We start from the raw sequence: 15,840 nt of genomic DNA on the forward strand, positions 1-15,840 counted from the left end.
CGGTTTACGTTTCGCTATCCGTGAAGGTGGCCGTACAGTTGGTGCAGGTGTTGTAGCTAAAATTATCGCGTAATAGCGAGTTTAGTGAACACTAAAAAAGGAAGCTTAGGCTTCCTTTTTTATTTTTAGGGTGAGGTTAGTAACAAAAATCGATTTTTGATTGATTTATTGCTCTTACTTTGCCTGTATTGTTGCGAATAAAGCTGAATAAGAATACAATCTATGGCCGATTTTTGACCCTGTGCTTATGCATTTTCTGGGAAAGTTCGGAAATGCGGATTTGGTAAATATGTTGTTTACCAAGCTAAGCCCAGGTCGTAGTGAGTAACGGAATTAACCGATGACAACAAATACTGAAAACCAGAGTAATTCTTTGGATATCGTTAAGTGGGGCATAGCTGCATTGCTAATTGCTACTGCTGTTATAGGCAATCAATTTTATGCAGACGCTAATGTTGTAGCTCGTGTTGCTGGGGTAATTATTGCCTTCGCTATTGCAGGCATCATTGCACTGCAGACAAGCAAGGGTAAGCAGGCACAATCTTTTGCTAGAGAAGCCCATATTGAAGTGCGTAAAGTCGTTTGGCCAACTCGCCAAGAGGCGCTAAACACTACCTTTATAGTACTTGCAGCTACTGCAGTAATGGCATTAATCCTTTGGGGATTAGATGCTATATTGTTACGAGTAGTCAATTTAATTACTGGCGTATAGGCATCTGAAAATGACTGAAGTTACAGAAGCGAAAAAAAGATGGTATGTGATCCAAGCCTTTTCGGGCTATGAAGGCCGTGTACTTAAAACACTGCTTGAACATATCAAAATGCACAATATGGAAGAATACTTCGGTGAGATTTTAGTTCCTACCGAAGAAGTTGTTGAAATGCGTGCAGGTCAACGTCGTAAGAGTGAGCGTAAGTTTTTCCCTGGTTATGTATTAGTCCAGATGGAAATGAACGACGATAGCTGGCACTTAGTCAAAAGTATTCCACGTGTAATGGGCTTTATTGGTGGTACATCAGATCGCCCTGCACCGATTTCTGACAAGGAAGCTGACGCTATTCTTCAACGCCTTCAAGACACTGTTGAATCACCAACTCATCGTATTATGTACGAGCCAGGTGAAGTTGTCCGTGTTTGTGACGGTCCATTTGCTGACTTTAACGGTACTATTGAAGAAGTCGATTATGAAAAGAACCGTATTAAAGTTTCGGTGATGATTTTCGGTCGTTCAACACCAGTAGAATTAGATTTTAATCAAGTTGAAAAAAGCTGATTAAAATAACTACAAAATAAACATTGTTTGCGGGTGCGTATTTTTATATAATTCGCACCCGTTGTTTTCAGGGGAGCGTATTGGCATGTCGCCAACATGCGTTTGAACCCAAATTGAGGAAATGTCGACATGGCAAAGAAAATTGAAGCTTATATTAAGCTACAAGTAGCAGCTGGCGCTGCAAACCCGTCTCCACCAGTTGGACCTGCTTTAGGTCAAAAAGGTGTGAACATCATGGAATTCTGTAAAGCATTCAACGCTCGTACTGAAAAGTTCGAAAAAGGTATGCCAATTCCTGTTGTTATCACTGTATATAATGACCGTTCTTTCACTTTTGAAACTAAGACTCCACCTGCATCTTTCTTACTGCTTAAAGCAGTTGGTCTGAAATCAGGTTCTGGCCGTCCTAATACTCAAAAAGTAGGTACTATCAAGCGTAGCGCAGTTCAGGAAATTGCTGAAACTAAAGCTGCTGATATGACTGGTGCTGATATTGAAGCGATGACTCGCTCAATTGAAGGTACTGCACGTTCAATGGGTTTGGTAGTAGAGGATTAATATAATGGCAAAGCTAACTAAGCGTGCTCGCGTTATCCGCGAAAAAGTTGATGCAACAAAATTGTATGACATCAACGAAGCCGTAGTACTTTTACAAGAATTAGCGACTGCTAAATTTGTTGAGAGTGTTGACGTAGCTGTTAATCTAGGTATCGATCCTCGTAAATCAGATCAAAACGTGCGTGGTGCTACTGTACTTCCACATGGTACTGGTCGTGATGTTCGTGTTGCTGTATTCACACAAGGTGCAAACGCTGAAGCTGCTATCGCTGCTGGCGCTGAACTAGTGGGTATGGAAGATTTAGCTGAAAAAGTTAAAGCTGGCGAAATGAACTTTGACGTTGTTATCGCATCTCCAGATGCAATGCGCGTTGTTGGTATGTTAGGTCAAATCTTAGGCCCACGTGGTTTAATGCCTAACCCTAAAACTGGTACAGTAACGCCAAACGTTGCTGAAGCAGTTAAGAATGCCAAAGCGGGTCAAGTTCGTTACAGAAACGACAAAAACGGCATTATTCATACAACTATCGGTAAAGTAACTTTTACAACTGAGCAGTTGAGAGAAAACTTAGAATCGTTAGTGTCAGCACTGAAAAAGGCTAAGCCTGCAGTTGCTAAAGGCATTTACGTGAAAAAGATTAGCATCTCTACCACTATGGGTGCAGGTGTTGCTATCGACCAGAGTTCTCTGGAAGAAGCGAAGTAATATACAAAGCGCGCGTATTAGTCTATAATGCGCGCACTTTGTGGGTTGAAGCCGCTTTTATGCATTAGTTTTTAAATTTTTGCATATTAGAGTTGGTTTCCGTCCAAGACCGCAGGTGTTAATCGTAAGATTAACTTAATTTCCAGCGTAGACGGTGTCAGGCCCCAGCTAAATTTTTTTACTGGAAAATCTGCACCGTAAGTAATTAAACACATAAGTGTTTAATTTGGTAAATACTAGGGAAAATTCCCTAGGTAGAATCCAGGAGTAAAGCCAATGGCATTAAGACTCGAAGACAAACAGGCAATTGTTGCTGAAGTCAACGAAGCTGCCAAAGGTGCACTTTCTGCAGTTGTTGCCGATTCACGTGGCGTAACTGTAGGTGCTATGACCGGTCTGCGTAAAGCTGCTCGCGAAAATGGTGTATTTGTACGTGTAGTACGTAACACCCTTGCTCGTCGTGCAGTTCAAGGTACAGCTTTTGAGTGCCTAGCAGAAACGTTCACTGGCCCAACTTTAATAGCTTTCTCTAACGAGCATCCAGGTGCTGCAGCGCGTCTTTTAAAAGACTTCGCTAAGGGTCAAGCAAAATTTGAAGTTAAAGGTGCAGCTTTCGAAGGGATGTTTATCCCTGCAGCTGATATTGATCGTTTAGCGAAACTACCAACATACGAAGAAGCACTAGCTCAGTTGATGATGACTATGAAAGAAGCATCTGCTGGCAAGTTCGTTCGTACATTGGCCGCCCTTCGCGATCAAAAACAAGACGCCGCTTAGTTTTAGGCTGGCAGCTTAATAAAATTGAATTCAGAACAATAGGAAATATTTCTAATGTCTATCACTAAAGACCAAATGTTAGAAGCTTTTGCAGCAATGTCTGTAATGGAAGTAGTTGAACTAATCGAAGCTATGGAAGAGAAATTCGGCGTTTCTGCTGCTGCTGCAGTAGTTTCAGGCGGCGGCGATGCTGTTGTTGCTGAAGAGCAAACAGAATTTGACGTAGTACTTACTTCATTCGGCGAAAACAAAGTAGCTGTTATTAAAGCTCTTCGTAGCGCTACAGGTTTAGGCCTGAAAGAAGCTAAGACTATGGCTGAATCTTCTCCAATCGCAGTTAAAGAAGCTGTGTCTAAAGAAGAAGCTGCAACTCTTAAAGCTGATCTAGAAGCCGCTGGTGCTTCTGTTGAAGTTAAGTAAGCTATAATTTAGCTTGCATCACCCAAGTGATTGGGTGAAGGCTGACGGTTTTTTAACCGTTGGCCTTTTTTGCGCTTTATGCGCAGGCGATTTTTTTCACCTTTTGTCGCCAGTTTTAACAGTCCCTAGCAGAGATTACTGGTTAGGTTCTTGTCAACAAGGGTGATAGGCAAACGTGCTGATTTAATTAATATTAATTTCAGTCTTGGTCACATCTCGTAAGCAGAGGAAACCCATGGTTTACTCCTATTCTGAAAAGAAGCGTATTCGCAAAGACTTTGGTAAGCGTCCAAAAGTTTTGGACATCCCTTATTTATTGTCTATCCAGTTAGACTCTTTTAAGAAGTTCACCGATCATGACCCTACGGGTGAGCGTGGCTTAGAAGCCGCATTCCGTAGCGTTTTTCCTATCAAGAGCTTTTCTGGCTATTCTGAGCTGCAATATGTCAGCTACAAGCTAGGTGAGCCAGTTTTTGATGTGAAAGAATGTCAGATCCGCGGTGTAACTTATTCGGCACCACTACGCGTTAAATTACGCATGGTGTTGTTTGACCGTGAAGCTGCTGCTGGCACTGTTAAAGACATTAAAGAGCAAGAAGTCTACATGGGTGATATTCCTATGATGACGAATAACGGTACTTTCGTTATTAACGGTACTGAGCGTGTAATCGTGTCTCAGTTACACCGTTCTCCAGGTGTGTTCTTTGATCATGACCGTGGTAAAACCCACTCTTCTGGTAAGGTGCTGTATAACGCACGTATTATTCCTTACCGTGGTTCATGGCTTGACTTTGAATTTGATCCTAAAGATGCTCTATTCGTTCGTATCGACCGTCGTCGTAAATTACCGGCAACGATCATTTTACGTGCGCTTGAATATTCTACTCAAGATATCCTCGATTTATTCTTCGAGCGTATTGAGTTTAAGATTAAAAAAGAATCATTAGTCATGGCACTTGTGCCTGACCGCCTACGTGGTGAAACTGCTGGCTATGACATTAAAGATGCTGAAGGCGCTTTATTGGTTGAAGCTGGTCGTCGCATTACTGCACGTCACATTAAGCAACTTGAGAAAACCAACACTACTGAACTAGAAGTGCCAGTAGATTATATTGTTGGTAAGTATGCTGCTCAAGACTACATCGATGAAGATACCGGTGAAGTGTTAGTGACTGCAAACAGCGAGATTACCTTAGAAGATTTAGCTAAGCTATCACTTGCTGGTATTAAGAATATTGATACATTATTTATCAATGATCTTGATCACGGTGCTTACATTGCTGACACATTACGAATTGATTCAACAACTAACCGCTTAGAAGCGCTAGTTGAAATCTATCGTATGATGCGTCCAGGTGAGCCACCAACCAAAGATGCAGCTGAAGGTTTATTCCAAAACCTATTCTTTAGTGAAGAACGTTATGACTTATCTAAAGTAGGTCGTATGAAGTTCAACCGTCGTCTTGAGATTGCTGAAGACGAAGGTAACGGTGTGTTGTCTAAAGAAGACATCGTATCTGTTATGAAGAAAATCATCGAAATCCGTAACGGTTATGATGAAGTCGACGATATTGACCACTTAGGTAACCGTCGTATTCGTAGCGTTGGTGAAATGGCTGAAAACCAGTTCCGTGTTGGTTTAGTCCGTGTTGAGCGTGCTGTTCGTGAACGTCTATCTTTAGGCGATTTAAACGAGCTTATGCCACAAGACTTAATTAACGCTAAGCCAATTTCTGCGGCAGTGAAAGAATTCTTTGGTTCTTCACAGTTGTCACAGTTTATGGATCAAAACAACCCGCTATCTGAAGTAACGCATAAGCGTCGTATTTCTGCGCTTGGCCCAGGTGGTTTGACTCGTGAGCGTGCTGGTTTCGAAGTTCGTGACGTACATCCAACTCACTACGGTCGTTTATGTCCAATTGAGACCCCTGAAGGTCCAAACATTGGTCTAATCAACTCGTTAGCAAGTTTTGCACGTACTAACTCTTACGGCTTCTTAGAAACACCTTACCGCAAAGTGGTTGATGGTGTGATTACTGATGATGTTGAATACTTATCAGCAATCGAAGAAGGTCGTTACGTTATTGCTCAGGCTAACATCGAAGTTGATGCTGATGGCCGTATGGCAGAAGAACAAATTGCTTGTCGTCACAAAGGTGAATCTACCTTTATGCGCGCAGCTGATGTTCAGTATATGGACGTATCTCCACAACAGATTATTTCTGTTGCAGCATCATTAATTCCGTTCTTAGAACACGATGATGCTAACCGCGCATTGATGGGTGCAAACATGCAACGTCAAGCAGTACCAACTTTACGTGCTGATAAGCCGTTAGTCGGAACGGGTATTGAACGTACTCTTGCTGTTGACTCTGGTGTGGTTGTAGCTGCTAAACGTGGCGGTGTGGTTGATTATGTTGATGCTAGCCGTATCGTAGTTAAAGTAAATGAAGATGAGCTACACGCAGGTGAAGCCGGCATCGACATTTATAACCTAACTAAATATACCCGTTCAAACCAAAACACTTGTATTAACCAACGTCCTTGTTGTTCTGTTGGTGAGCCAGTGGTTCGTGGTGACGTATTGGCAGATGGTCCATCTACCGATTTAGGTGATTTGGCGCTTGGTCAGAACATGCGTATCGCGTTCATGCCTTGGAACGGTTATAACTTCGAAGATTCGATCTTAATTTCTGAGCGCGTAGCGCAAGAAGATCGTTTCACTACTATCCATATCCAAGAGCTTTCTTGTATTGCTCGTGATACTAAATTGGGTAGCGAAGAAATCACTGCTGATATTCCAAACGTAGGTGAGTCTGCTTTATCTAAATTAGATGAATCAGGTATCGTTTATATTGGTGCAGAAGTGAAGGGTGGCGACATTCTAGTGGGTAAAGTGACACCTAAGGGTGAAACACAGTTAACCCCTGAAGAGAAACTACTCCGAGCTATTTTTGGTGAAAAAGCTTCTGACGTTAAGGACAGCTCATTACGTGTTCCTAACTCAGTTAAAGGCACCATCATCGACGTACAGGTATTTACCCGTGACGGCGTTGAGAAAGACAAACGTGCGCTTGAAATTGAAGACATGCATGTTCGCCAAGCTCGTAAAGACTTAGGCGAAGAGTTCAAGATCCTTGAAGAAGGCGTATTGGGCCGTGCACGTAACTTGTTACTGTCTGTGGGTTATTCTGAAGCTAAGTTAGCTGAGATACCACGTAAAGACGTATTGATTCAAGTTATCGACGATGAAACCAAACAAACTGAATTAGAGCAGTTAGCTGAACAGCACGAAGAGCTAAAAGCTGACTTTGATAAGACATTTGAAATCAAGCGTCGTAAGATCACCCAAGGTGATGACTTGGCTCCTGGTGTATTGAAGATTGTTAAGGTTTACCTTGCAGTTAAACGTACTATCCAGCCTGGTGACAAGATGGCAGGTCGTCATGGTAACAAAGGTGTTATCTCGAAGATTTGTCCTGTTGAAGACATGCCATACGATGAAGAAGGTAACCCTGTAGACATCGTACTTAACCCATTGGGCGTACCATCGCGTATGAACATCGGTCAGGTACTTGAAGTCCACATGGGCGCAGCAGCTAAGGGTATCGGTAATAAGATTACTGCTATGCTTGAAGAGCAGCGTGAAATTGCCGAACTTCGTGGTTACATCAAGCAAGTGTACGAATTAGGTGATGACGTGCTTCAGCGCGTTGATATCGATTCGTTTACTGATGATGAAGTTGTGCGCTTGGCGACCAACCTTAAAGGTGGTATTCCAATTGCTACACCAGCATTCGACGGTGCTAAAGAGAAAGAGATCAAGCAAATGCTTGCTCTTGCAGGCTTACCTGAGTCTGGTCAGTTGACATTATGTGACGGCCGTACCGGTAACGAATTTGAGCGTAAAGTAACCGTTGGTTACATGTATATGCTTAAATTGAACCACTTAGTTGATGACAAGATGCATGCTCGTTCTACGGGTTCATACAGCTTAGTGACTCAACAACCATTGGGCGGTAAAGCTCAATTCGGTGGTCAGCGTTTCGGTGAGATGGAAGTGTGGGCACTTGAAGCATATGGTGCTGCTTATACTCTACAAGAAATGCTAACAGTTAAGTCAGATGACGTTAACGGTCGTACTCAGATGTATAAAAACATCGTCGACGGTAACCATCAGATGCAACCAGGCATGCCTGAGTCTTTCAACGTATTGTTGAAGGAAATTCGTTCACTTGGTATTAATATCGAGTTGGACCAAGAGTAAGCATCGCACTTAAGCAATGTTTGGTAACCAAGGGTGCTTTGCAGCAGCAAAGCACCTGGTTTAACTCCTTCAGGAGAGAAACGTGAAAGACTTATTAAAGTTTCTTAAACAGCAAAGTAAGACTGAAGAATTTAACGGTATAAAAATTGGTTTGGCCTCGCCAGACCTAATCCGTTCTTGGTCTTTTGGTGAAGTAAAGAAGCCAGAAACCATTAACTACCGTACATTCAAGCCTGAACGTGAAGGTTTGTTCTGTGCGCGTATCTTTGGTCCAGTTAAAGATTACGAATGTTTGTGTGGTAAATACAAGCGTTTGAAGCATCGTGGTGTTATTTGTGAAAAGTGTGGCGTAGAAGTTACCCAGACTAAAGTGCGTCGTGAGCGCATGGGTCACATTGATCTGGCTAGCCCAGTTGCCCACATTTGGTTCTTAAAATCACTTCCGTCACGTATCGGCTTAATGCTAGATATGACGTTACGTGATATTGAACGCGTACTGTATTTCGAATCATTTGTTGTGATCGAGCCTGGCATGACCACGCTTGAACGCGGCCAAATGCTAACCGAAGAAACGTATCTTGATGCGTTAGAAGAATACGGTGACGAGTTTGAAGCTAAGATGGGTGCTGAAGCAGTTCTTGAATTGCTACGTGCTATCAACTTAGCTGAACAGATCGAGCAAATGCGTGAAGAGTTGCCTTCAATTAACTCTGAAACCCGTCGCAAGAAGGTCACTAAGCGCCTTAAGCTGATGGAAGCATTCTTCACATCTGGCAACAAGCCAGAGTGGATGATCTTAAAAGTATTACCGGTTCTTCCACCTGATCTACGTCCATTAGTGCCGTTAGATGGTGGTCGTTTCGCGACATCTGATCTTAACGATCTTTATCGTCGTGTGATTAACCGTAACAACCGCTTAAAGCGTCTGTTAGATTTAGCTGCGCCTGACATTATCGTACGTAACGAAAAACGTATGTTACAAGAGTCAGTTGATGCGCTATTAGACAACGGTCGTCGCGGTCGTGCTATTACCGGTTCTAACAAGCGTCCGCTTAAATCTCTTGCTGATATGATCAAGGGTAAGCAAGGTCGTTTCCGTCAGAACTTACTTGGTAAGCGTGTTGACTATTCAGGCCGTTCGGTAATTACCGTAGGTCCTACTTTACGTCTGCATCAGTGTGGTCTTCCTAAGAAGATGGCGCTTGAGCTATTCAAACCATTCATTTACGGTAAATTAGAAGCGCGTGGTTTAGCGACTACTATTAAAGCTGCTAAGAAAATGGTTGAACGCGAACAGGCTGAAGTATGGGATGTGTTAGACGAAGTAATTCGTGAACATCCAGTAATGCTTAACCGTGCACCAACACTTCACAGACTGGGTATTCAAGCATTTGAACCTGTACTGATTGAAGGTAAAGCAATTCAATTGCATCCGTTAGTTTGTGCGGCATACAACGCCGACTTCGACGGTGACCAAATGGCGGTTCACGTACCATTAACGCTTGAAGCTCAGTTAGAAGCTCGTGCGCTAATGATGTCTACCAACAACATTTTGTCACCAGCTAACGGTGAGCCAGTAATTACTCCGTCTCAGGACGTTGTATTAGGCTTGTACTACACCAGCCGTGAATGTATTAACGGTCGCGGTGAAGGTATGGCATTCGCTGATGTGTCAGAAGTAGAAAAAGCTTACGCTACTGGTGTTGCTGAACTACATGCTCGCGTTAAAGTGCGTATTACTGAAACGAACATCGCAGAAGATGGCGAAAGAACGAAAGCAACTCGTATCATTGATACGACTGTGGGTCGTGCTCTTTTATCATTAATTTTGCCTGAAGGCTTATCGTATGATTTGGTTAACCAAAACATGGGTAAGAAACAGATTTCTAAGCTGTTGAACACTTGTTATCGTCAACTAGGTCTTAAAGATACCGTTATCTTTGCTGACCAATTGATGTATACAGGTTTCCGTTTTGCAACCATTTCTGGTGCCTCTGTTGGTATCGATGACATGGTTATTCCAGACGAGAAATACACCTTAGTAGCAGACGCTGAAGCTGAAGTACTTGAAATTCAAGAGCAGTTCCAGTCAGGTCTTGTTACTGCCGGTGAGCGTTACAACAAAGTTATCGATATCTGGGCAAGCGCGAACGAAAAAGTTTCAAAAGCGATGATGGAAAACCTGTCAACTGAGACAGTGATTAACCGTGATGGCGTACCTGAGCAACAAGCTTCGTTTAACAGCATCTATATGATGGCTGACTCGGGCGCTCGTGGTAGTGCTGCACAGATCCGTCAGTTAGCGGGTATGCGTGGTTTGATGGCTAAGCCAGATGGCTCAATCATCGAAACCCCAATTACGGCTAACTTCCGTGAAGGTCTAAACGTACTTCAGTACTTTATTTCTACTCACGGTGCGCGTAAAGGTCTTGCCGATACAGCATTGAAGACAGCTAACTCGGGTTATCTAACTCGTCGTTTAGTAGACGTTGCACAAGACTTAGTGGTTATCGAAGATGACTGTGGTGTTGAGCATGGTCTTACAATGAAACCGCTTATTGAAGGTGGTGATGTTGTTGAGCCATTACGTGAACGTGTTCTAGGTCGTGTGGTTGCTCTTGACGTAATGAAGCCTGGTACTGATGAAGTGCTTGCTCCACGCAACACACTTCTTGATGAAGCATGGTGTAATACGTTAGAAGAACACAGTATTGATGAAGTGATTGTACGTTCTGTAATTACCTGTGACACAGACTTCGGTGTGTGTGCAGCGTGTTATGGTCGTGACTTGGCGCGTGGTCATATTATTAACCACGGTGAAGCTATTGGTGTTGTTGCAGCACAGTCTATCGGTGAGCCTGGTACACAGTTAACCATGCGTACCTTCCACATTGGTGGTGCGGCATCTCGAGCTTCTGCAGAAAACAACGTTCAAGTTAAGAACGCCGGTTCTCTGAAGTTACACAATGCTAAGCATGTTTCTAACATCGACGGTAAGCTCGTTATCGTATCGCGTTCTTCTGAGTTAGCCATCATCGATGAGCTAGGTCGTGAGAAAGAGCGTTATAAAGTGCCTTACGGTACAGTTTTAGAGAAGTTGGAAGAGAGTGAAGTTGCAGCTGGCGAAATCATCGCTAACTGGGATCCACATACTCACCCAATTATTTCTGAAGTTGCTGGTAGTGTGAAGTTCGTTGACATGATTGACGGTGTCACTATGACGCGTCAAACAGATGAGTTAACGGGTCTATCTTCTGTCGTTGTGCTCGATGTTGGTGCGCGTACTTCAGCCGGTAAAGAATTGCGTCCAGCAATTCGCTTAGTTGATGCCGATGGTAATGACTTAATGATCCCTGGTACTGAAGTACCAGCTCAATACTTCTTACCGGGTAACGCGATTGTATCGAAAGATGATAACGCGAAAATCAACGTTGGTGACCCATTAGCACGTATTCCACAAGAATCGTCTAAAACTCGCGACATCACCGGTGGTCTACCACGTGTTGCTGACCTATTCGAAGCGCGTAAACCAAAAGAGCCTGCAATTCTTGCAGAAATCTCTGGTACTATCTCGTTCGGTAAGGAAACTAAGGGTAAACGTCGTCTAGTGATCACTCCTGCAGATGGTAGTGAACATTATGAAGAGATGATCCCTAAGTGGCGTAACTTGAACGTGTTCGAAGGTGAAAAAGTCGAACGTGGTGAAGTTATTGCAGACGGTCCAGAAGCGGCTCATGATATCTTGCGTCTTCGTGGTATCCACAACGTAGCAAACTACATTGTGAACGAAGTACAGGACGTTTACCGTCTACAGGGCGTTAAGATCAACGATAAGCACATCGAAGTTATCATTCGTCAAATGTTACGTAAGTGTCTAATCACTTCAACAGGCGACACTGAGTTCTTAGAAGGTGAGCAAGCAGAAGTATCACGCGTGAAGATTGCTAACCGTGAGCTAATCGCTCAAGGTAAAACACCTGCAACGTTTGAACGTGAATTACTCGGTATTACCAAAGCTTCTTTGGCAACTGAATCATTCATCTCTGCTGCATCGTTCCAGGAAACCACTCGTGTGTTAACTGAAGCGGCCGTTGGCGGTAAGAGCGATCCACTACGTGGTTTGAAAGAAAACGTAATCGTAGGTCGTTTGATCCCAGCAGGTACAGGTTATGCTTATCACAAAACCCGTAACGAAGAACGTGCTAAAGTATTAAGCTCTCGTGGCAAAGTGGAAACTACTACAGTAACCGCAAGCGAAGCTGAAAAGAACCTAGCAGATCTACTAAATCTGGCCGGTAACCAAGATTAAGTTAGTATTTTGTTAAAAAAAGGCGCCAATGGCGCCTTTTTTATTGGAATTTGCACGAAAAGTTGTCTATTTCTTGACAGGCAGCCATTACCTTTCTAAAATTCCGCGTCCCACCATTGTGGGATATAGATTTTTCACACCTAATTGTTGAGCTTAAATCAACTTTCGGAGCTATACATGGCAACTGTTAACCAGTTGGTACGTAAGCCACGCTCGCCAAAAGTCGAAAAGACTAATGTGCCTGCGTTGAATGCGTGTCCACAAAAACGTGGTGTTTGTACTCGTGTGTACACTACAACACCTAAAAAACCTAACTCTGCACTACGTAAAGTAGCTCGTGTGCGTCTAACTAACGGTTTCGAAGTAACTTCGTATATCGGTGGTGAAGGCCATAACTTGCAAGAGCACAGTGTAATCCTAATCCGTGGTGGTCGTGTTAAAGACTTACCTGGTGTGCGTTACCACACTGTTCGTGGCGCATTAGACTGTGCTGGCGTGACTTCACGTCGCCAAGGCCGTTCTAAGTACGGTGCTAAGCGTCCTAAGTCTTAACGTATCCCGTTTAAGTAAGGCCAAGCTAGTATTTATTTGACATTCCAGTTTTGGAAATACCTGAAGCATACGGAGAATTAATATGCCAAGACGTCGCGTTGTAGGACAACGTAAAATCCTACCAGATCCAAAGTTTCACAGTGAGTTGTTGGCTAAGTTCATCAACGTCATTATGCAGGACGGCAAAAAGTCGACTGCAGAAAAAATTATCTACAAGGCACTAGATGTTGTCGCTGAAAAGAAAAGCGAAAATCATTTAAGTATCCTTGAAGCAGCCCTTGATAACGTTCGCCCATCAGTCGAAGTTAAATCTCGTCGTGTTGGTGGTTCTACTTATCAAGTACCATGTGAAGTTCGTCCAGTGCGTCGTAACGCACTAGCGATGCGCTGGTTAGTTGAAGCTGCTCGCAAGCGTGGTGAAAAATCTATGGCTCTACGTCTAGCAGGTGAAATGCTAGATGCGTCTGAAAACAAAGGTACTGCGGTTAAGAAGCGTGAAGACGTGCATCGCATGGCTGAAGCTAACAAAGCCTTTGCCCATTACCGTTGGTAATATGATGGAGCGGACTTCGGTCCGCTCCATATTGTTGATATTGCTAAAGCCAAAAGCTTTAGTTGAGAGGGTATAAATAGTGGCTCGTACAACCCCAATTGAGCGTTATCGTAATATCGGTATTGTAGCTCATGTGGATGCAGGTAAAACTACCACAACAGAACGTGTTCTGTTCTATACCGGTATGTCTCATAAAATCGGTGAGGTGCATGACGGCGCCGCCACGACAGATTGGATGGTACAAGAGCAAGAGCGTGGTATTACTATCACCTCAGCTGCTGTAACCACATTTTGGCGCGGAATGGAGGCTCAATTCGCTGAACACCGAATTAATATCATCGATACCCCAGGTCACGTAGACTTCACTATTGAAGTCGAGCGTTCATTACGCGTACTCGATGGCGCTGTAGTAGTATTTTGCGGCTCGTCAGGCGTTGAACCACAATCTGAAACAGTATGGCGTCAAGCTGACAAATACCACGTTCCGCGTTTGGTGTTTGTTAATAAGATGGACCGTGCAGGTGCAGATTTTGACCGTGTAATAAATCAAATTCGTAACCGCCTTGGCGCGACTTGTGTGCCGATTCAATTGAACATTGGTACAGAAGAAAACTTCAAGGGTGTTATTGATTTAATTAAGATGAAAGCCATTAACTGGTCTGAAACAGATCAGGGTATGACCTTCACTTATGAAGACATTCCTGCAAATCTAGCGGCAAAAGCTGCAGAAATGCATGAGTATCTCGTGGAAGCAGCAGCTGAAGCCTCAGATGAACTGATGAACAAATACCTTGAAGAAGGTGAGTTGTCAGAAGTCGAGATCAAAACAGCGTTGCGTCAGCGCACAATTAACAATGAGATCGTGTTAGCCACTTGCGGTTCTGCATTTAAGAACAAAGGTGTGCAAGCGGTACTCGATGCGGTAGTTGACTTCTTACCCGCGCCTATTGATGTTCCTGCAATTACAGGTATCGATGAAAGCGAAAATGAAGTAAAACGCCCACCAGATGACAATGCCCCTTTTGCGGCTTTAGCATTTAAAATTGCGACTGATCCATTTGTTGGTACACTGACCTTTATCCGCGTGTATTCAGGTGTACTTGAATCAGGTGCTGGTGTTTATAATTCTGTTAAACAGAAACGTGAACGAGTAGGTCGAATTGTGCAAATGCACGCAAATGACCGAACAGAACTGAAAGAAGTACGTGCTGGCGATATTGCAGCTGCTATCGGTCTTAAAGATGTAACAACCGGTGATACTCTTTGCGATAATAATCACAGAGTGATTCTTGAGCGCATGGATTTCCCTGAACCCGTAATTACCATAGCCGTTGAGCCACGTTCAAAAGCAGACCAAGATAAAATGGGAATTGCGCTGCAAAAATTAGCAGCAGAAGATCCATCATTCAAAGTTGAGACTGATGAAGAGTCGGCACAAACACTAATATCTGGTATGGGCGAATTGCATCTAGACATTATCGTTGACCGTATGCGTCGCGAATTTGGTGTAGAGTGTAACGTAGGTAAACCTCAGGTTGCTTACCGTGAAACAATTCGTTCTAAAGTAGAAGTGGAAGGTAAATTCGTACGTCAATCTGGCGGACGTGGCCAATTTGGTCATGTTTGGTTAAGAATTGAACCACTCGAAGAGGGTGCGGGCTACGAATTTGTTAACGAGATTGTAGGTGGTGTAGTTCCTCGTGAATTCATTCCTGCCGTTGACAAAGGTATTCAAGAACAGATGAAGAATGGCGTATTAGCCGGCTATCCTGTACTTGATGTGAGAGTCAGTTTGTTTGATGGTTCATATCATGATGTGGACTCGAACGAAATGGCGTTCAAAATTGCAGGTTCTATGGGCTTCAAAAAGGGTGCGCTAGAAGCGACCCCTGTGTTGCTCGAACCTTGTATGAAAGTAGAAGTAACTACACCTGAAGATTATATGGGCGATGTTGTGGGTGATTTAAACCGCCGTCGTGGCATAATTGAAGGTATGGACGATGGCATCGCAGGTGTTAAACTTGTCCATGCAGTAGTGCCTCTATCTGAAATGTTTGGTTATGCGACTGATTTGCGCTCTGCATCTCAGGGTCGTGCCTCATACTCTATGGAGTTTTTGAAGTACGCAGATGCACCGCAAAACATTGCAAAAGCGATTATAGAATCTCGTAACTAATATTGGTTACGGCATCAATGTTATATTGCTCGAATTAATCGAGCACTTCTGAAAAGAAAGGAATATATCGTGGCAAAAGCTAAATTTGAACGTATTAAGCCTCACGTAAACGTGGGCACCATTGGTCACGTTGACCATGGTAAAACAACTTTAACAGCAGCAATCTCTGCCGTTTTGTCTAAAACTTATGGTGGTGAAGTTAAAAACTTCGCTCAAATCGATAACGCTCCAGAAGAGCGTGAGCGCGG

At 43.4% G+C, this 15,840-nt stretch carries 13 protein-coding genes; all 13 read left to right on the forward strand.

The window, feature by feature from the left end; translation table 11 throughout:
• A partial coding sequence (locus H5125_RS20360; protein WP_202932829.1) for a hypothetical protein occupies positions 1-73 on the forward strand: 73 nt, incomplete at its 5' end.
• 267 nt (positions 74-340) lie between these two features.
• On the forward strand, positions 341-712 hold the full coding sequence (gene secE, locus H5125_RS20365; protein ID WP_011635627.1) for a preprotein translocase subunit SecE: 372 nt from the start codon (positions 341-343) through the stop codon (positions 710-712).
• 10 nt (positions 713-722) lie between these two features.
• On the forward strand, positions 723-1,274 hold the full coding sequence (nusG, locus tag H5125_RS20370; RefSeq protein ID WP_011635628.1) for a transcription termination/antitermination protein NusG: 552 nt from the start codon (positions 723-725) through the stop codon (positions 1,272-1,274).
• Between the two features lie 129 nt (positions 1,275-1,403).
• Positions 1,404-1,832, forward strand: coding sequence for a 50S ribosomal protein L11 (rplK, locus tag H5125_RS20375; RefSeq protein ID WP_011635629.1), 429 nt, complete (start codon positions 1,404-1,406; stop codon positions 1,830-1,832).
• A gap of 4 nt (positions 1,833-1,836) precedes the next feature.
• On the forward strand, positions 1,837-2,538 hold the full coding sequence (gene rplA / locus H5125_RS20380) for a 50S ribosomal protein L1 (RefSeq protein ID WP_059746618.1): 702 nt from the start codon (positions 1,837-1,839) through the stop codon (positions 2,536-2,538).
• Positions 2,539-2,814: 276 nt separating this feature from the next.
• Entirely contained in the window at positions 2,815-3,315 is a 501-nt protein-coding gene (rplJ, locus tag H5125_RS20385) for a 50S ribosomal protein L10 (protein ID WP_011635631.1), read from the forward strand.
• 54 nt (positions 3,316-3,369) lie between these two features.
• The gene (gene rplL, locus H5125_RS20390) at positions 3,370-3,735 is read left to right on the forward strand and encodes a 50S ribosomal protein L7/L12 (RefSeq protein ID WP_101084800.1); all 366 of its coding nucleotides are present in this window, start codon (positions 3,370-3,372) and stop codon (positions 3,733-3,735) included.
• A 235-nt stretch (positions 3,736-3,970) separates the two neighbouring features.
• Positions 3,971-8,002 (forward strand): DNA-directed RNA polymerase subunit beta, encoded by a 4,032-nt coding sequence (rpoB, locus tag H5125_RS20395; protein WP_101084801.1) that lies wholly within the window; start codon positions 3,971-3,973, stop codon positions 8,000-8,002.
• 82 nt (positions 8,003-8,084) lie between these two features.
• Entirely contained in the window at positions 8,085-12,311 is a 4,227-nt protein-coding gene (gene rpoC / locus H5125_RS20400) for a DNA-directed RNA polymerase subunit beta' (RefSeq protein ID WP_182745226.1), read from the forward strand.
• 177 nt (positions 12,312-12,488) lie between these two features.
• Positions 12,489-12,863, forward strand: coding sequence for a 30S ribosomal protein S12 (gene rpsL, locus H5125_RS20405; protein ID WP_059746616.1), 375 nt, complete (start codon positions 12,489-12,491; stop codon positions 12,861-12,863).
• An 82-nt stretch (positions 12,864-12,945) separates the two neighbouring features.
• Positions 12,946-13,416, forward strand: a complete 471-nt coding sequence (rpsG, locus tag H5125_RS20410; RefSeq protein WP_011635636.1) for a 30S ribosomal protein S7 — start codon at positions 12,946-12,948, stop codon at positions 13,414-13,416.
• Positions 13,417-13,495: 79 nt separating this feature from the next.
• On the forward strand, positions 13,496-15,592 hold the full coding sequence (gene fusA, locus H5125_RS20415) for an elongation factor G (protein ID WP_101084803.1): 2,097 nt from the start codon (positions 13,496-13,498) through the stop codon (positions 15,590-15,592).
• 69 nt (positions 15,593-15,661) lie between these two features.
• Positions 15,662-15,840 (forward strand): GTP-binding protein (locus H5125_RS20420; protein ID WP_310734203.1); only part of this gene is annotated, 179 nt, incomplete at its 3' end.

The organism is Shewanella sp. SR44-4 (assembly GCF_014163715.1).
Classification (GTDB): Bacteria; Pseudomonadota; Gammaproteobacteria; order Enterobacterales; family Shewanellaceae; genus Shewanella.

Bases quoted from the DNA above. Each gene is read 5' to 3' on its own strand.
- secE (WP_011635627.1), top strand. From the start codon at position 341: ATGACAACAAATACTGAAAACCAGAGTAATTCTTTGGATATCGTTAAG.
- nusG (WP_011635628.1), top strand. From the start codon at position 723: ATGACTGAAGTTACAGAAGCGAAAAAAAGATGGTATGTGATCCAAGCC.
- rplK (WP_011635629.1), top strand. From the start codon at position 1,404: ATGGCAAAGAAAATTGAAGCTTATATTAAGCTACAAGTAGCAGCTGGC.
- rplA (WP_059746618.1), top strand. From the start codon at position 1,837: ATGGCAAAGCTAACTAAGCGTGCTCGCGTTATCCGCGAAAAAGTTGAT.
- rplJ (WP_011635631.1), top strand. From the start codon at position 2,815: ATGGCATTAAGACTCGAAGACAAACAGGCAATTGTTGCTGAAGTCAAC.
- rplL (WP_101084800.1), top strand. From the start codon at position 3,370: ATGTCTATCACTAAAGACCAAATGTTAGAAGCTTTTGCAGCAATGTCT.
- rpoB (WP_101084801.1), top strand. From the start codon at position 3,971: ATGGTTTACTCCTATTCTGAAAAGAAGCGTATTCGCAAAGACTTTGGT.
- rpsL (WP_059746616.1), top strand. From the start codon at position 12,489: ATGGCAACTGTTAACCAGTTGGTACGTAAGCCACGCTCGCCAAAAGTC.
- rpsG (WP_011635636.1), top strand. From the start codon at position 12,946: ATGCCAAGACGTCGCGTTGTAGGACAACGTAAAATCCTACCAGATCCA.